Origin of the sequence: Klebsiella pneumoniae, assembly GCF_000742135.1 — a bacterium.
In the GTDB taxonomy this organism is placed as follows: Bacteria; Pseudomonadota; Gammaproteobacteria; order Enterobacterales; family Enterobacteriaceae; genus Klebsiella; species Klebsiella pneumoniae.
Genome location: NZ_KN046818.1, coordinates 1,132,594 through 1,149,610 on the forward strand (window position 1 = coordinate 1,132,594; position 17,017 = coordinate 1,149,610).

Consider the following 17,017-nt stretch of genomic DNA (forward strand, 5'->3'; position numbering starts at 1 on the left):
CTTACCCTGATGATATCCCCCTCTGAACAGGAGAGTCAGTCGTGAACAAAAAAGCCATGGCCGCGGCGGTCAGCATGATCCTCGCCGGCGGCGCGCACGCCGCGCAGCAGGAGCGTCCAAACGTCATCGTGATTATCGCCGATGATATGGGCTACTCGGACATCAGCCCCTTTGGCGGCGAGATCCCCACCCCCAACCTGCAGGCGATGGCCGAGCAGGGAATGCGCATGAGCCAGTATTACACCTCGCCGATGTCGGCCCCGGCGCGCTCAATGCTGCTCACCGGCAACAGTAACCAGCAGGCTGGGATGGGCGGCATGTGGTGGTACGACAGCACCATTGGCAAGGAGGGCTACGAGCTGCGGTTGACCGACCGCGTCACCACCATGGCCGAGCGCTTTAAAGACGCGGGGTATAACACCCTGATGGCCGGTAAATGGCACCTCGGTTTTGTTCCCGGCGCCACGCCGAAAGATCGCGGCTTTAATCACGCCTTCGCCTTTATGGGCGGCGGCACCAGCCACTTTAACGACGCGATACCGCTGGGGACCGTTGAAGCCTTCCACACCTACTACACCCGCGACGGCGAGCGCGTCTCCCTACCGGATGATTTTTACTCCAGCGAAGCCTACGCCCGCCAGATGAACAGCTGGATTAAAGCGACGCCGAAGGAACAGCCGGTCTTCGCCTGGCTGGCCTTCACCGCCCCTCATGATCCCCTGCAGGCGCCTGACGAGTGGATTAAGCGCTTCAAAGGCCAGTATGAGCAGGGTTACGCCGAGGTCTATCGCCAGCGCATCGCCCGCCTGAAAGCGCTGGGAATTATCCATGACGATACCCCGCTGCCGCATCTGGAGCTGGATAAAGAGTGGGAGGCGCTAACGCCAGAGCAGCAGAAATATACGGCGAAAGTGATGCAGGTGTATGCGGCGATGATCGCCAATATGGACGCGCAAATCGGCACCCTGATGGAGACGCTGAAACAAACCGGGCGCGATAAAAATACCCTGCTGGTCTTTTTAACCGATAACGGCGCCAACCCGGCGCAGGGTTTCTACTACGAATCTACCCCGGAATTCTGGAAGCAGTTCGATAACAGCTATGACAACGTCGGCCGCAAAGGATCATTTGTCTCCTACGGCCCGCACTGGGCCAACGTCAGCAACGCCCCCTACGCCAATTATCACAAAACCACCAGCGCCCAGGGCGGCATCAATACCGACTTTATGATCTCCGGTCCCGGGATCACCCGCCACGGTAAAATCGACGCCTCGACGATGGCGGTGTATGACGTGGCGCCGACGCTATATGAATTCGCCGGCATCGATCCGAACAAGTCGCTGGCGAAGAAGCCGGTGTTGCCGATGATCGGCGTCAGCTTTAAGCGCTATCTCACCGGCGAAGTACAGGAGCCGCCGCGCGGCAACTACGGGGTTGAACTACATCATCAGGCGGCCTGGGTCGATGGCGAATGGAAGCTGCGACGGCTGGTGCCGCGCGGCCTCACCGCCGGCGACGCGCCGTGGCAGCTGTTTAATCTGCACGACGACCCGCTGGAGACGCATGATGTCGCGGCCGAACATCCCGATCGGGTCAAAGTCATGAGCGAGGCCTACGAGGCATTTGCTAAGCGCACCATGGTTACCAAAGCGCAGGGCAAAATGATCGACTACGTCGGCATCGACAGCAAAACCGGGCGCTATCTGGCGGTCGACCCCGCCACCATGAAGCCGGTGCCTGCGCCGCAGGCGATCCCTGTGAGCGAGATCCATTAACCACCACGGCTATCGTTCTTGCGGGCGATAGCCGGGACCTGACGCGCTTTTTAAGGTAATCGGAAACCCCATTACAGGAGAGTGCGGATGGCGAGAGTCGTGGTGATAACCGGTGGCGGAACCGGAATTGGCGCCGCCTGCGCGCGGCTGATGCGCGCCGCGGGCGACCGGGTGTTTATTACCGGACGGCGCGAAGCGCCGCTGCAGGCTGTCGCCAATGAGACCGGCGCCACGGCGCTGGTGGGCGATGCCGCCGACGGCGAGGTGTGGCGCCAGCGGCTGCTGCCGGCCATCCTCGACCAGACCGGCGGGATTGATGTCCTCATCTGCAGCGCCGGCGGGATGGGCAACAGCCCCGCCGCCGAGACCAGCGACCGCCAGTGGCGCGAGGCGCTGGACGGCAATCTCACCAGCGCCTTCGCCAGCGTTCGCGCCTGTCTGCCTTCGCTGATTGCCCGCCGCGGCAATGTGCTGTTTGTCGCCTCCATCGCCTCTCTGGCCGCCGGGCCGCAGGCCTGCGGCTACGTCACCGCCAAACACGCTTTAATCGGCCTGATGCGCTCCGTCGCCCGCGATTATGGCCCCCAGGGGGTACGCGCTAACGCCATCTGTCCCGGCTGGGTCACGACGCCGATGGCGGATGAAGAGATGCACCCGCTGATGCAGGCGGAAGGGCTGTCGCTGACTGAGGCTTATCAGCGGGTCTGTCGTGACGTTCCGCTGCGCCGCCCCGCCAGCCCCGAGGAGATAGCCGAGGCCTGTCAGTTTCTCTGTTCGCCGCAGGCCGCCATCATCCGCGGCGCTACGCTGGTCGCCGACGGCGGGGCCAGTATCGTCGATGTTCCCACTCTGGCGTTTGCCTAACGCCCTACTCTGTTCAGGAGCCCCTATGACTTCAGAAGCCGTATTTATCCAGGTCGGCGCGCTGGCCGATGGTTTTGCGCCGCACGGTAACCTGCTGGCTACCGCCAGCCTGCCCGCAGGCGAAAACTTTACCTTTTATGTCGCCGGGAGCGAGCCGCAGCAGCTGGTTATCGAAGATGAGCAGACGCTAAGCTGGAACGGCAAGCGCGCCCCCTGGCGGGCGACCGCCCTGCGCCCGGACATTCTGTTTATCGACTTCCTTGACCCGGAGCGGGATAACGCCAGCATTAGCGCGGTATGCAACCTGACGCAGCGCAATGCCACGCTGGTATACGGCCAGCTGCCGGACGAAGCCGCCGCGCGGCTGGACGCCTTCAGCCGGGTAGAACAAGGGTTGCCGCTGACCGCCGTCGAGGCGCGATTTGTCTTCGCCCGCCTGGATACCCAGCCGGGGCCGCTGCCGGACTTTACCACCGCGCTGGTCGGCATGCGCAATCAGTACACCTATAGCCCGACCGAGCGCTATGAGCACATCTATCTCAACGATAATTTTTACGCCTGGCAGTGTCTGGACGGCGTGGAAAAGGGGCTGGCGGATGTCGATCGCTGCCACTATGTGCAGGTGGCGGAGGATCTCTATTTGTTCGTCTGGCGGGAGAAAATCATCCCCACGCTGGGGGTGATCCTCATCGATCTGCAGCAGATGCGCACTGACGGCAAGATCATGGGCTATCAGGGCAGCGATTTCGGCGCCCTCAGCAATTTTCCGGTCGGCGCCAGCGCGAAGATCCTCAACGTCACCCGCCATCAGGAATAGTAGGGCGCCGCCGGGCACGCTTTCAGGCACCGCACCCGTCATTTCGCCGGGTGGCGGCTGCGCCTTACCCGGCCTACGGTCCGTAGCAGCCAGCCGTTAACTTACCCACTAGTGCGACTGAAACTGCCGGTGTTGCGGCCTCAACATCGCTGAGACGTTCCCGGAAGGCCGGGGCAGCCCGCATGGATGCGGGCTGAGGGCCGTGTTTTGCAGGGACGCTGCCTCGGCCCGACCCGAAGCCTGCAGGGATAAGTCGAAGGCACCGCGCAGCGGCGATGTTGCTGGCCGGAGCCCGGGGGTACAGGGGGCGGCGGCGACTGGCCGCCCCCTGTGCGCTCCCCGCGCCATGACTGCCATAACGCAGACAATTAACCGGGAGCGCAATCGGCCCGGAAGTAACATAGAAGCTGTAGCCCTGCTAAGCGCAGCGCGAACAGGGACATTTCCGGTTGCGCCGTTATTTTGCCGGGTGGCGGCTGGCGCCTTACCCGGCCTACGGTCCGCGTCATGTTTAGCCTTCCCCCCTCTCCCCGCCGGGAAGAGGGATTGCCTCAGGCGCTGGCGCCGTCCAGCCGCGCCACTTGCTCCGCGCTCAGGCTCAGCGCCGCCGCGCGGGCAAAACTCTCCACCTGAGCCACGCTGGTGGCGCTGGCGATCGGCGCGGTCACCCCTTCGCGGCCGATCAGCCACGCCAAGGCCACCTCAGCCGGCTTCGCGCCCTGCTCGTCCGCGACCGCCGCCAGGGTATCGATAATCCGCATGCCGCGCGGATTCAGGTACTTACCAATCCCGCTTCCGCGCTGGCTCTGTGTCAGATCCGACGGCTGGCGGTACTTACCGGTTAAGAACCCCGAGGCCAGGCTGTAGTAGGTCACCACCCCGATATCGCGGCTGACGCAGAGATCGCACAGCGCGCCTTCAAACGCAGAGCGGTGGTAGAGGTTATATTCCGGCTGCAGCACCTGCCACGCAGGCAAGCCGCCCTTACGCGCCACCTCCAGCGCCCCCGCCAGCTGCATCGCATCGAGGTTAGAGGCCCCCATCGCGCGGATTTTTCCGGCCTGCTGCAGGCTGTGGAAGGCCTCCAGCGTTTCCGCCACCGGGGTTTGCGGATCCGGCCAGTGGGAGAAGTAGAGGTCGATATAATCGGTATTCAGGCGACGCAGAGAGTCGTCAACCGCCTGTTGGATCCAGGCTTTGCTGAGCCCTTTATGGCCGGGGAGGCCGAGATCGGAGCCGACTTTGGTGAAAATTTTGACTTTATCACGCATGCCGGGGCGCGCCTGTAGCCAGCGGCCGATTATGGTTTCAGATTCGCCGCCCTGGTTGCCCTCCGCCCAGCGGGAATAAACATCCGCCGTATCGATAGCGTCAAAACCGTGGTCAACGAAAGCATCAAGAAGAGCAAAACTGGTTTTTTCATCGATGGTCCAGCCAAAGACGTTGCCGCCAAAGACTAATGGGGCGATGGAAAATCCGGTTTTGCCCAAAGGACGTGTCATCATGCCGAGTACTCCTTAGCTTATATTCTGCTTCCCTCAGGTAACCACAGGGGTCAGGAGAGGAGGTCGATTGGATAATCAGAAAAGGAATCTTACGGCGGGCGCTCCACGCCCGCAGGTACACTCTGACATTATGTCCCGGAATAAACATCAAAGCTAAAATATTTGCCAGCTAATTTTTTATAGGTGCCGTCGGCAAGAATCTTCGCAATCGCGCCGTTAATTTCCTGACGCAGCGCCTCATCGTCTTTACGCAAACCTATCGCCGCCCCGGCGCCAAACAGCGTATCGTCCTGCAGATGGCCGCCGACAAAGGCGAATTCTTTACCCTGCGGCTGCTGCAGGAAGCTGTAGTCGGCCATCATCCCGGAGAGCACCGCGCCGTCGATGCGCCCCGACTCCAGGTCACGCACCACGCTATCGGCCCCCTGGTAGGCCACAATGTTTATCCCCTGCGGCCGCCAGTGCTGGTTAACATACGTCTCCTGCGCCGAGCCCTGCTCCACGCCGATGGTTTTGCCCTTCAGCTGTTCCGGCGTATTGCCTTGCAGGGTATTTTTACGCGCCACGAGGAACACCGGCCCGTTATACAACTTGTCGCTAAAGGCAATCTGCGCTTTGCGCTTCTCGGTCATGTACATCCCGGAAAGGATCGCGTCGAATTTACGCGCCTTCAGCGCCGGGATAATGCCGTCGAAATTGCTTTCCACCCACACGCATTTCGCCTGCAGCTGCTGACAAATGGCGTTGCCTAAATCGATATCAAACCCCGCCAGCTTGCCCTGCGGATCTTTCCATTCAAACGGCGCGAAAGTCGGGTCGACGCCGAAGCGGATCTCCTTTCCCCCTTCGGCCAGCGCCGACGTCGACGCCATTAATGCCAGCCATAGCAACAGTGATTTTTTCATTCGCGTTCTTCTCCAGAGATTAGCGACAGTGTTTTTCCACCAGACGGGCGAACAGCGTCGCGCCGATGGTGATAATGTCATCGTTAAAGTCGTAGCCGGGGTTGTGCACCATGCAACTGCCCTTCTCCCCTTTCTCGCCATTGCCGAGCAGGAAGTAGCTGCCCGGGCGTTCGCGCAGCATAAAAGCGAAATCCTCGCTGGCGTTCATCGGCGAGACCGACTCCAGGACCCCTTCGCGGCCAAACACCTCCAGCGCCAGCGCCCGGGCGAAATCGGTCTCTTCAGGACTGTTGGTTAATACCGGATAGGAGTCGTAAACCTCCACTACGCTGCTGGCGCCATAGCTTTTGGCGGTAAAGTCAGCGAGCTCGTGAATACGCTTGATCAGCAGGTCGCGGATTTCCGGCTTCATCGCCCGCACGCTCAGCTCCATCACCGCGCTCTCCGGAATGACGTTGGAGGCGATACCGGCCTGGAAGGTGCCGACGCTGACCACTGCCGTTTCCCCCGGCGGCACGTTGCGCGCCACAATGCTCTGCAGGGCCATCACCAGCGCCGCACCGGCGACGATCGGGTCGACGGTGCGCTCGGGGTGGGCGCCGTGGCCGCCGTAGCCGGTAATCGTGATTTTGACGGTGTCCGCCGAGGCCATGAAGTTGCCGGCGTAGAAGCCCAGCTTGCCTACAGGCAGGCCTGGCATGTTGTGCAAGCCAAAGATGCGTTCGCAGGGGAACTGCTCGAACAGGCCGTCTTTAATCATTAAATCCGCGCCGCCGATAGCCTCTTCCGCCGGCTGAAAAATCAGATGCACCGTGCCGTTGAACTGACAGGCCGGCGAGGCGATATATTTCGCCGCCGCCAGCAGAATGGTGGTGTGACCGTCATGGCCGCAGGCGTGCATTTTTCCTGGCGCCGTGCTGGCCCAGGGTAAACCGGTGGTTTCCTCGATCGGCAAGGCATCCATATCGGCGCGTAAACCCATGGTGCGCGGAGAATCGCCTTTGCTCAGGCTGCCGACCACGCCGGTCTTGCCGAGACCGCGCGTCACCTGATAGCCCCACTCCGTCAGCTTGCTGGCGACCAGTTCGCTGGTATTAAACTCTTCAAGACTTAATTCCGGATTGGCATGTAAATAATGACGGATAGAAATCATTTCCGCTTCCGTCGCTTTAATTTCTGGAATTACATAATCACTCATGCCGCTCTCCGGGAAATAAATTAAGGACTTATCACGGTATCGCGATGAAAAGTTTATGCAAGCAGCATTTCTAATACCTGGAATGGACGCATCTTATTTAATAATTCACTCATCACAGCGCAATGAATAATAAAAATAGTGCAATTAAAAAATAAAAGTTTATTTTTTTGAGGATTTTCCGTTATTTACCCTACCCTGCACGGCCACATCCAGCGTTATATAAAATAAACGGGCAGGCAATTACAGAGGCTTTTCCTTCTCGCAATCGTTGCGCTGGCGGGCTGCAGCGCGCCGATCGCCGCCGCTTCCAGCGGCGTGGCGTCAGATACCGCCTCGTTGTCCTCGAAGGTCAACGTTTATCATCTGACCGAAAAAGAACTGTCCATCCAGGCAACGATCAATGGTTATAAATACTGGCCGGATGCTGCGCTGGATCCGTAGCTTTCCGCGAGTGCGCCATCGCCGGATCAGGCTTTTCCTGACCCGGCGTCGCGGAGCAGCGCATTTAGTGGCCGAGGGCGCCGCTCACCAGAATCGAGGTGATGATCCCGGTCGCCGCGGCGATCAGCACATAGTTACCGTCGATATAGGACCAGTGATGGCCTTCCGGCGGGGGCGGCAGGCCGCGGTCGCTCCAGTCGCGGACGCGATATTCATCGCCACGGAACGGCGCCGGAGCCGGGTGGCCTTTGCGGAAATCGTTCCCGCGCCAGGCGAAATGGTCCTGCTCATGACGTGCCAGATCGCGTTTGTCATGGCCGTCGCGATCCGGGCCACGCTGGTCATGGTCGCCCTGATGATGCGCGTCAGGTCCGCCCTGCGGTGCATGCCCGTCATGGTCCGGACCGTTCTGCCACACCGTGGGTTGCCCCGGACGATGGCCGTCGTTCGGGCCATCGGCAAAGGCCGGGACGCTCAGCACACAGGATAAAATTACTGCCAGAGAAATCATCTTTTTCATGGTACACCTCCTGATTCAGCTCCTTTGTACCGGGCAAATGTGAAGAAAGAGTGAGTAACTGGTTAACCAGGACGATTCCTGGCATCGGCAGTTGCTGTGCTGCGCAACAGCCAGGCTGCGGGAGGAAGGACAATAAAAAAGGCCGCTTTCGCGACCTTTATTCAGACAGGTTAAAGGACTTATTCAGTCACTTTATTTTTTAATTCTTCGGCGCCGGTTTTGGTTTTATCCCAGCCCTTTTCCGCACCGGATTTGGTGGCATTCCAGCCTTTTTCACTGACCTCTTTGGTCTTATCCCACCCCTTCTCGGTGCCTTCTTTGGTCTTGTTCCAGGTTTTCTGCGCGCCTTCGCTCACCTGGCTGCCGACGCTGTCCTGCTTGCCTTCGGCGGCGTGTTTCGCCTTCAGCTGCTGCTCTTCGCCCTCGTGCTGGGCCTGATGCAGCTTCTCTTTAGCGGTGTTGGCGTTGGCATTCGCCGCCGCGACGGTATCATCTGTTGCATGTGTTGTCGCAGCAAAAACCGGAGCCGCAACCAGAATAGCCGATAACGCAATCATTGCTTTTTTCATAATATCCTCTCTCACGTGTCGTGTTATGAGTCGCATTCAGGATGGCACAACGAACCGGGGATGACATTAGGAATTAGCCTGAAAAACGTCTTCGACCTCCAGCCTTGGCAGAAAATGCTGCCGCCGCGCGCGCCCTGTCGGCGTTGGCATAATTTCCAACATGTTTGTTACATTTTATGAAATTTGCCCTTGATATACTTGCCGTTGACGTTTACTCGAGAATAATTCTCAGAATCATTATATTTATAAATTGGCAAACGGAACTCATTTTATGGCAAGAAAATCAGTAAGATCGCTGTTACTTACTGCGCTGCTCGCGACGCCCCTCCTCAGCTATGCAACCCAATATCCCCTGACGGTCACGGACCTTGACGGCCGGCAGGTCACCCTCGCCAAAGAGCCGCAGCGTATTATTTTGCAGGATGGTCGCGACATTATGACCCTCGCCCTGCTGGACCGGGACAATCCGTTTAAACGGCTGGTGGCATGGAATAATCTGGCGAAAAAGCAGGATGTTGCCACCTGGCAGATGCTGAAAACGACGTGGCCGCAGTCGGCCACGATCCTTGACATGGGCTTCAGCGATAAAGGGAACGTCGATCTTGAAAGCGTCATCGCCCGTCAGCCGGATCTGATGATCGCCCAGCTGCGCGCCAGGCCAGCGCTGATGGAGAGCGGCGTCATCGACAAGCTCAGCGCCCTGCACGTTCCGGTGCTGTTTGTCGACTATGAGATCGACCCGGCGAAAGATACCGCCCCCAGCATCGACCTGCTGGGCAAAGTCCTTAACCGCGAGAGCCAGGCCAAAGCCTTTACCGATTACTATCGTCAGCAGCTGCAGTCGATTCGCCAGAAGACCGCGACCATCACACCGAAGGCCCAACGTCTTCGTGGAAGCGCTGGCCGGCAACAGCGACGCCTGCTGCTTTACCCACGGCCACAGCGGCTGGGGCGGGCTGGTGGAGGCGGTCGGGGCGAACAATATCGGTTCGCAGCTGCTGCCGGGCGCCTCCGGGTTCGTCTCGCTGGAGAAAATCATAAGCATGAAGCCCGACGCCTGGATCATGACCGGCTCGAAGCGCGGCAACAGCCAGGTGTTGCCCCTGGGTTATGCGGTTAAGCCAGAGGCGGTGAAGGCCCAGGCGCAGACGCTACTGGCGCGACCTGGGGTCAGCCAGATCCCGGCGGTACAGGAAAAGCGGGCCTATGGCGTTTATCACCACTTCTATAACCACCCGTGGAATATTGTCGGCATGGAATACCTGGCGAAAGATATCTACCCGCAGGCCTTCGGCGATCTCAACCCGGATGAGACGTACCATTATATCGTGCGCCATTTCACCGACCTGCCGGACCAGCCGTTCGTCTTCTCCTGGCAGCAGAGCGAGTAAATACAGCATGCGTTTAACCTCCGACTCCGTGCTCGACGGGCTGCCCGCCGGGACCTCTGGCGTGATGGATCACTATCGCCGTATCGTGCGTCGCCGTCTGCTGCTGATCCTCCTGCTGGCGCTGTTGATTGTCGCGTCGCTGCTGCTCGATTTTATGCTCGGCCCCTCCGGTCTGCCGCTGCAGAGCCTGTGGCAGACGTTAACCGATCCGGCCAGCGCAGATCCGGGCACGCGCGCCATCGTCTGGGATATCCGTCTGCCCTATGCGGTGATGGCGATTATCGTCGGTCTGGCGCTGGGACTGGCCGGCGCCGAAATGCAGACCATCCTCAATAACCCGCTGGCCAGCCCGTTTACCCTCGGCGTCTCCTCGGCTGCGGCGTTTGGCGCCGCGCTGGCGATTGTGCTCGGTATTGGCCTGCCCGGTATTCCCGGCCAGTGGTTTATCTCGGCCAACGCCTTTATCTTCGCCCTGCTGGCTGCCCTGCTGCTGGACGGCATCACCCGCTGGACCCAGGTGGCCACCTCCGGCGTCATTCTGTTCGGCATCGCGCTGGTCTTTACCTTTAACGCTCTGGTCTCGATGCTGCAGTTCATCGCCAACGAAGACACGCTGCAGGGGCTGGTGTTCTGGACCATGGGCAGCATCGATCGCGCCTCCTGGAGCAAAGTCGCCATCCTGTTGGTCGCCCTGGCGCTGGTGATGCCCCTGTCGCTGCGCAGCGCGTGGAAGCTGACCGCCCTGCGGTTGGGCGAGGACCGGGCCATCAGCTTTGGCATTAACGTTCGCCGTCTGCGCCTGACCACGCTGCTGCGGATCAGCATTCTGTCGGCGCTTTCGGTGGCCTTTGTCGGGCCAATCGGCTTTATCGGCCTGGTGGCGCCGCATATTGCGCGGATGCTCTTCGGCGAAGACCATCGCTTTTACCTGCCCGCCAGCGCGCTGATCGGCGCCCTGGTGCTCTCCCTGGCCTCCATCGCCTCGAAAAACCTGATCCCCGGGGCCATTATTCCGGTGGGGATCGTCACTTCCCTGGTCGGGGTCCCGTTCTTTTTGAGCATCATTTTACGTCATCGGGGGCAGGTATGAGCGACCAGACATTATCCGGGCTGTCGCTGTCTCACTTCAGCGCCGGCTACCCCAGACGCAAGGTGATCGAGAACCTGACGGTTCCCCATCTGCCGCGAGGGAAAATCACCGCGCTGCTGGGGCCAAACGGCAGCGGTAAATCAACGTTAATGCGGGCGATGGCGGGTCTGGGCCCCTGCCGCGGCGAGCTGCTGCTGGAGGGGGAAAATCTGCTGACGCAGCCGTTCTCACGTCGCGCAGAGCAGGTGGTCTATCTTCCGCAGACGCTACCCGCCGGCGTGCATCTGCATGTGCTGGAGTCGATAATCGTTGCCCAGCGCGCCGCCGGAGGACGCCACAGTCCGCAGCGCCAGGAGGAAGTGATGGCGCTGCTGCGACAGCTGGGGATTGCCCATCTGGCGATGAGCTACCTCGATCAGCTCTCCGGCGGGCAAAAGCAGCTGGTGGGTCTCGCCCAGTCGCTGATCCGCCAGCCGCGCCTGCTGCTGCTCGACGAACCGCTCAGCGCCCTTGACCTCAACTACCAGTTTCACGTGATGGATCTGGTGCGCCGGGAGACCCGGCGGCGCAACATCGTGACCCTGGTGGTGGTGCACGACATCAATATTGCCCTGCGTCACGCCGACCACGTGCTGATGCTCAAGGCGGGCCAGCTGCTCGGCGACGGCACCCCGGCCGCGGTCATCACCCCCGAGACTCTGGCGGCCGTCTATGGGGTGCGCGGGCGTATTGAACCCTGTTCGCAGGGGGTGCGGCAGGTGATTATTGACGGCCTGGTGGACAGCGAGGCCTGACCGCGGCGCGGGGCGGTTCGTCCGCCCCGCGCCCGCCGGCTTAGTGATCGAGATAGATATAGTTTTCCCAGCTTTTCATACGGATCAGGATCTTCCTGATCAGCGACAGCTCTTTCAGATGATCCGAGTAGACCGCCGCCTCGAGGGTAGCCCCCTGCGGCAGAGCGTATTCGGCAAATCGCGGATCGGTCACCTTCAGCACCACCAGCGCCCGGCCATGGGTATTGAGCGCGTCTGTGGTCAGCAATTTGCCCTGCCCCTGGAACTGGCTCTCGCCAATCGCCGGCAGCACGTCGGCCACTTCTCCGCGAAAGACGGTGCCCGGGATAGCCGGAAACATCAGCTCCGCGGGCTCGCCTTTGTGCAGACGCTGCAGGGCGTTCTGGCGAAATGCCGCGACGTACTCCCGCGAGGCGGCGCCCTCCACCGGCACAAAGGTCATCAGCGGGATCATCCCCAGCGCAGTGGACATGGTGCCCGGCCGTAAGCCGACGGTACTGACATAGCCATCCTCCGGGGCGCGGACGACGGTGTTCTCCAGCTGAAACTGCGCCTTTTGCAGCTGCGCCAGCAGGGAGGCCACGGTGGTGTTTTTGCCCTTCACCACCGAGTCCAGCGCATTACGCGCCTGAACCACCTTCGCCTGAGCCGCGCTGACGCTGGCTTCATCGGCTTTCCACGTCTGCAGACGGGTATCAACCATTTGATCGGAGAAGGCGCCCTGGGCATGGCCCTCCCGATAGCGGGCATACTCCCGCCGCGACTGGTCGCGCTGGGCCACCGCACGGCTCAGCTCGGCCTGCGCCTGGCTTAACGCCGCGTTTAAGGAGAGCGCATCCTGACTGGCTGCTTTTATCTGCGCCTGCAGATCGTCCACTTTCGCCTGGAACGGCGTCGGGTCGAGGGTAAACAGCACATCGCCCTTATGCAGCATCTGGTTAGGCTTCACCGGTACGCTCTGCACCCGGCCGCGTACCTGCGACACAATCGGCACGGTGCGAAACACCTGGTTACCGACGTCGGTATAAGGGAAGTTGTAGTTCATCCCGAAGATCACCGCGCCAATCAGGGCGATACCGCCGAGCACCGCCGTCGGCACGGTCCACTTATTGAGCGGGATGCGAAAAACTTTAAACACCACGATGCATAGCGCGGCGTAGGTCAGCAACATTAACGTTTCCATTATTTTGCCTCCTTCGCTTTCAGAACGTCCACCTCGCGCTGGACCTGTTCCAGCTGCTGGACCACCGTTTCCAGACGCTGATGCAGCGCCTGCTGCTCGTCGGCAATGTGGCGCATCCCCCATCCGCGGTCTTCGCGCCACAGCGTCGCCCAGATCCATAACAAGGGCCACAGCGCGTGGAGGGTAAATAAGCTGACCCAACCGGCATAATGAATCGCATCCTGATGAGGATGACGCCGCTCTTTGGCGATTTCATAAGGAATATCGTGAATAACAATCACGCCATAAAAAAGTATTAAGGCCACGGCGATCAGAATGGCCAGCGCCACATAGTCCAGGGTCATAAAATAACTCCAGAGTGCAAGGTTAAATAAATAAAACAGCCAGATTCAGGCGTAACGGGGCCGGGGGAAAAAGCGCGCTTAGCGCTTTCCCTGGCGGTAATAGCAACGTGATGGCGTGAATCTGCCGAATCGGATTCAGAATTTCTCAGGAATATGACGGTCGATGGAGATCAGCTTGCCTTTTTTCACCGTGATATATCCCCCCTCGCGCAGCGCGGCCAGCACCTGGTACACATAGCTGCGCGAGAGATTGGTTCGTTTAATAATAAATGCCGACAGGCTCTCATGCTGACCCCCATCAATTTCGCCGCGATATAAATAGCGCGACAGCATCGATTTAATGGTCTGAAAGCTGGTCTGGCTGCCGCGTTCATAGTGGGCATCAAGGGCAAATATGCCCATATAGGCCAGGATCGTGGTCAGCTCTTGCATATAGCCCGGCGACGAATGAAAGAATATTCGCTCAAAATCGCTGGCGGTTATTTTCGCCAGCTGGCACTCGCCCAGACACTGATAATAGAGCGCGACCGACGGACAATAATGTTCCAGTAATCCTAACGGCATATGCGCGATAACAATCCCGACCAGGTTCTGCTCATCGCCAAAGGCCAATGTCATTTGCCCCTGCAGCAGAAAGTAGAGATAGCCCGGCTGCGGAATAAAGCCCTGGTCTTTGCCCAAACTCAGCGTTTCACTGCAGGCGATCACCGCCGGCAGATGCGTAGTCAGCGTCAGCTTCTGGTACCGATCGTAAATATCGCCAAAACTGGGGTTCATCGCGCTACGCACTCCTTTACCTTTGGCCACCGCGGCGGGGCTAACCGCGACCTGTTGAACTATACCTAAGCGGGTGGGGAAGGAAAAGTCCAGATCTGGAGTGGCGAAATATTCCGCCTGGCTCACATTTTTTACCCTCGCCTCCCTGTTTCGTGACCCAATCGTTCCGCTTATCGGTGGGCTGTGCTTTAATGAGCTAAACCGGTTTAATAAAGTTTAGCTTAGAGGAGCTTGTCGTATGAATGGAAAAATCTGGGTACTCGGCGATGCGGTCGTCGATCTCCTGCCCGATGGAGAGGGCCGCCTGCTGCAATGCCCCGGCGGCGCGCCGGCCAACGTGGCGGTCGGCGTGGCGCGGCTCGGCGGTGACAGCGGGTTTATCGGCCGCGTCGGCGACGATCCCTTCGGCCGTTTTATGCGTCACACCCTGGCGCAGGAGCAAGTGGATGTGAACTATATGCGCCTCGATGCGGCGCAGCGCACCTCCACGGTGGTGGTCGATCTCGATAGCCACGGGGAGCGCACCTTTACCTTTATGGTCCGTCCGAGCGCCGACCTGTTCCTTCAGCCCGAGGATCTCCCGCCGTTTGCCGCCGGTCAGTGGCTGCACGTCTGCTCCATCGCTCTCAGCGCGGAGCCGAGCCGCAGCACGACATTCGCGGCGATGGAGGCGATAAAGCGCGCCGGGGGCTATGTCAGCTTCGACCCCAATATCCGCAGCGACCTGTGGCAGGATCCGCAGGACCTTCGCGACTGTCTCGACCGGGCGCTGGCCCTCGCCGACGCCATAAAACTTTCGGAAGAGGAGCTGGCGTTTATCAGCGGCAGCGACGACATCGTCAGCGGCATCGCCCGGCTGAACGCCCGCTTCCAGCCGACGCTACTGCTGGTGACCCAGGGTAAAGCGGGGGTCCAGGCCGCCCTGCGCGGGCAGGTTAGCCACTTCCCTGCCCGCCCGGTGGTGGCCGTCGATACCACCGGCGCCGGCGATGCCTTTGTCGCCGGGCTACTCGCCGGCCTCGCCGCCCACGGTATCCCGGACAACCTCGCAGCCCTGGCTCCCGACCTCGCGCTGGCGCAAACCTGCGGCGCGCTGGCCACCACCGCCAAAGGCGCCATGACCGCCCTGCCCTACAGGGACGATCTTCAGCGCTCGCTGTGATCCCCTTGGGCCGGTTAACGGCCCACTTTGCTGGCGACATCACAATTCTTAAACCGGTTTAGCAATTTTTATTTTCACCGCGTTACCGACATGTTTACCATATCAACTAAACCGGTTTAGCAAACATTAGCACACTCACTGATTTACCTTTGGATGTCACCAACATGTATAAAAAACGGAAGTTAGCCATTCTTATTGCTTTGCTAACCGGCACCGCCGCCGCCCATGGGCAGACAGACCTGAACAGCATTGAAGCGCGTCTCGCCGCCCTGGAAAAACGCCTGCAGGATGCCGAGACCCGCGCCAGCACTGCCGAAAGCCGCGCCGCCTCAGCGGAGCAGAAAGTTCAGCAGTTAACCCAGCAGCAGCAACAAACCCAGGCCACCACCCAGCAGGTGGCCAGGCGCACCACTCAACTGGAAGAAAAAGCCGAACGGCCCGGCGGCTTTGAGTTCCACGGCTATGCGCGTTCCGGGGTGATCATGAACGACTCGGCCGCCAGTACCAAATCCGGCGCTTATATGACCCCCGCCGGGGAGACCGGCGGCGCCATTGGTCGCCTGGGCAACCAGGCCGACACCTATGTGGAAATGAACCTCGAACATAAACAGACCCTGGACAACGGGGCGACCACCCGTTTCAAAGTGATGGTGGCCGACGGACAGACCACCTATAACGACTGGACGGCAAGCAGCAGCGATCTGAACGTGCGCCAGGCGTTCGTCGAGCTGGGCAACCTGCCGACCTTCGAAGGCCCGTTCAAAGGCTCGACCCTGTGGGCCGGGAAACGCTTTGACCGCGACAACTTCGACATCCACTGGATTGACTCGGATGTGGTGTTCCTCGCCGGGACCGGCGGCGGGATCTACGACGTGAAATGGAACGACAGCCTGCGCAGCAACTTCTCGTTATACGGCCGCAACTTTGGCGATATCGCCGACAGCAGCAACAGCGTGCAGAACTATATCGTCAGCATGAATAACTTTGCCGGCCCGGTGCAGATGATGGTCAGCGGGATGCGGGCGAAAGATAATGACGACCGCCAGGACGCGAACGGCAATCTGGTGAAAGGCGATGCCGCTAACACCGGGGTTCATGCCCTGCTGGGCCTGCACAATGAGAGCTTCTATGGCCTGCGCGACGGGACCAGCAAAACGGCCCTGCTGTACGGCCACGGGCTGGGCGCCGAGGTTAAAGGCATCGGCTCCGACGGCGCGCTGCGCCCGGGGGCCAATACCTGGCGCTTCGCCAGCTATGGCACCACGCCGCTGAGCGATCGCTGGTTTATTGCCCCGGCCGTGCTGGCGCAGAGCAGTAAAGATCGTTATGTCGATGGCGACAGCTATCAGTGGGCCACCCTCAACCTGCGTCTGATTCAGGAAGTGACGCAGAACTTCGCCCTCGCCTGGGAGGGCAGCTATCAGTACATGGATCTGCAGCCTGAAGGCTACAACGATCGCCATGCGGTCAATGGCAGCTTCTACAAGCTGACCTTCGCCCCGACCTTCAAGGTGGGCAGCATCGGCGACTTCTTCTCGCGGCCGGAGATCCGCTTCTATACATCGTGGATGGACTGGAGCAAAAAACTGGACAACTACGCCAACGATGACGCGTTAGGCAGCAACGGATTCAAATCGGGCGGCGAATGGTCGTTCGGTATGCAAATGGAGACCTGGTTCTGA

16 protein-coding genes and 2 pseudogenes are annotated in these 17,017 nt (G+C 60.1%); 9 read left to right on the forward strand and 9 right to left on the reverse strand.

Annotation, left to right across the window (positions count from 1 at the left end; all coding sequences use genetic code 11):
• Positions 1 to 41 precede the first annotated feature (41 nt).
• The 3 genes from DR88_RS19710 to DR88_RS19700 all read left to right on the forward strand — a co-directional run bounded on the left by DR88_RS19710 (position 42) and on the right by DR88_RS19700 (position 3,456).
• On the forward strand, positions 42 to 1,775 hold the full coding sequence (locus DR88_RS19710) for an arylsulfatase (protein ID WP_032431587.1): 1,734 nt from the start codon (positions 42 to 44) through the stop codon (positions 1,773 to 1,775).
• 87 nt (positions 1,776 to 1,862) lie between these two features.
• A complete protein-coding gene (locus tag DR88_RS19705; RefSeq protein WP_032443804.1) occupies positions 1,863 to 2,639 on the forward strand; it encodes an SDR family NAD(P)-dependent oxidoreductase in 777 nt (258 codons plus the stop codon).
• 25 nt (positions 2,640 to 2,664) lie between these two features.
• On the forward strand, positions 2,665 to 3,456 hold the full coding sequence (locus tag DR88_RS19700) for a MoaF C-terminal domain-containing protein (RefSeq protein WP_023282253.1): 792 nt from the start codon (positions 2,665 to 2,667) through the stop codon (positions 3,454 to 3,456).
• Positions 3,457 to 4,007: 551 nt separating this feature from the next.
• Here the strand turns inward: DR88_RS19700 and DR88_RS19695 are convergent.
• The 4 genes from DR88_RS19695 to DR88_RS30400 all read right to left on the reverse strand — a co-directional run bounded on the left by DR88_RS19695 (position 4,008) and on the right by DR88_RS30400 (position 7,417).
• Positions 4,008 to 4,961, reverse strand: coding sequence for an aldo/keto reductase (locus tag DR88_RS19695; RefSeq protein ID WP_004147443.1), 954 nt, complete (start codon positions 4,959 to 4,961; stop codon positions 4,008 to 4,010).
• Positions 4,962 to 5,089: 128 nt separating this feature from the next.
• Positions 5,090 to 5,866, reverse strand: a complete 777-nt coding sequence (locus DR88_RS19690; protein ID WP_002892707.1) for an ABC transporter substrate-binding protein — start codon at positions 5,864 to 5,866, stop codon at positions 5,090 to 5,092.
• 19 nt (positions 5,867 to 5,885) lie between these two features.
• The gene (locus tag DR88_RS19685) at positions 5,886 to 7,064 is read right to left on the reverse strand and encodes a M20 aminoacylase family protein (RefSeq protein WP_004147442.1); all 1,179 of its coding nucleotides are present in this window, start codon (positions 7,062 to 7,064) and stop codon (positions 5,886 to 5,888) included.
• A 215-nt stretch (positions 7,065 to 7,279) separates the two neighbouring features.
• A complete protein-coding gene (locus DR88_RS30400; RefSeq protein WP_004217907.1) occupies positions 7,280 to 7,417 on the reverse strand; it encodes a hypothetical protein in 138 nt (45 codons plus the stop codon).
• Between DR88_RS30400 and DR88_RS30405 the strand changes: the two are divergent.
• A pseudogene (locus DR88_RS30405) lies at positions 7,353 to 7,505 on the forward strand (lipid-binding SYLF domain-containing protein); the annotation flags it as partial. The gene DR88_RS30400 and the pseudogene DR88_RS30405 sit on opposite strands and share 65 nt — an antisense overlap.
• A gap of 64 nt (positions 7,506 to 7,569) precedes the next feature.
• Here DR88_RS30405 and DR88_RS19680 read toward each other — a convergent pair.
• Both DR88_RS19680 and DR88_RS19675 read right to left on the reverse strand, forming a co-directional pair.
• Complete coding sequence (locus DR88_RS19680) at positions 7,570 to 8,025, reverse strand: RcnB family protein (protein WP_002892701.1); 456 nt, start codon at positions 8,023 to 8,025, stop codon at positions 7,570 to 7,572.
• 179 nt (positions 8,026 to 8,204) lie between these two features.
• Positions 8,205 to 8,594, reverse strand: a complete 390-nt coding sequence (locus DR88_RS19675) for a KPN_00521 family repetitive protein (RefSeq protein WP_002892699.1) — start codon at positions 8,592 to 8,594, stop codon at positions 8,205 to 8,207.
• 271 nt (positions 8,595 to 8,865) lie between these two features.
• Here DR88_RS19675 and DR88_RS0125280 point away from each other — a divergent pair.
• The 3 genes and pseudogenes from DR88_RS0125280 to DR88_RS19665 all read left to right on the forward strand — a co-directional run bounded on the left by DR88_RS0125280 (position 8,866) and on the right by DR88_RS19665 (position 11,869).
• Positions 8,866 to 9,985: pseudogene (locus DR88_RS0125280) on the forward strand (ABC transporter substrate-binding protein).
• A gap of 61 nt (positions 9,986 to 10,046) precedes the next feature.
• Positions 10,047 to 11,075 carry a FecCD family ABC transporter permease gene (locus DR88_RS19670; protein WP_073980606.1) on the forward strand — a complete coding sequence of 343 codons (1,029 nt, stop codon included), beginning with the start codon at positions 10,047 to 10,049 and terminating at the stop codon, positions 11,073 to 11,075.
• Positions 11,072 to 11,869, forward strand: a complete 798-nt coding sequence (locus tag DR88_RS19665) for an ABC transporter ATP-binding protein (RefSeq protein WP_002892698.1) — start codon at positions 11,072 to 11,074, stop codon at positions 11,867 to 11,869. Before DR88_RS19670 ends, DR88_RS19665 begins: the two co-directional genes overlap by 4 nt.
• Before the next feature lie 40 nt (positions 11,870 to 11,909).
• Here DR88_RS19665 and DR88_RS19660 read toward each other — a convergent pair whose 3' ends face one another.
• The 3 genes from DR88_RS19660 to DR88_RS19650 all read right to left on the reverse strand — a co-directional run bounded on the left by DR88_RS19660 (position 11,910) and on the right by DR88_RS19650 (position 14,173).
• Entirely contained in the window at positions 11,910 to 13,052 is a 1,143-nt protein-coding gene (locus DR88_RS19660; RefSeq protein ID WP_002892697.1) for an HlyD family secretion protein, read from the reverse strand.
• A complete protein-coding gene (locus DR88_RS19655; protein WP_002892695.1) occupies positions 13,052 to 13,396 on the reverse strand; it encodes a DUF3302 domain-containing protein in 345 nt (114 codons plus the stop codon). The genes DR88_RS19660 and DR88_RS19655 overlap by 1 nt, the downstream gene beginning before the upstream one ends.
• Positions 13,397 to 13,531: 135 nt before the next feature.
• Entirely contained in the window at positions 13,532 to 14,173 is a 642-nt protein-coding gene (locus DR88_RS19650) for a helix-turn-helix domain-containing protein (protein WP_004151802.1), read from the reverse strand.
• A gap of 238 nt (positions 14,174 to 14,411) precedes the next feature.
• Between DR88_RS19650 and cscK the strand changes: the two genes are divergently transcribed.
• Entirely contained in the window at positions 14,412 to 15,335 is a 924-nt protein-coding gene (gene cscK, locus DR88_RS19645; RefSeq protein WP_004142652.1) for a fructokinase, read from the forward strand.
• A 164-nt stretch (positions 15,336 to 15,499) separates the two neighbouring features.
• Positions 15,500 to 17,017, forward strand: coding sequence for a carbohydrate porin (locus tag DR88_RS19640; protein ID WP_004147437.1), 1,518 nt, complete (start codon positions 15,500 to 15,502; stop codon positions 17,015 to 17,017).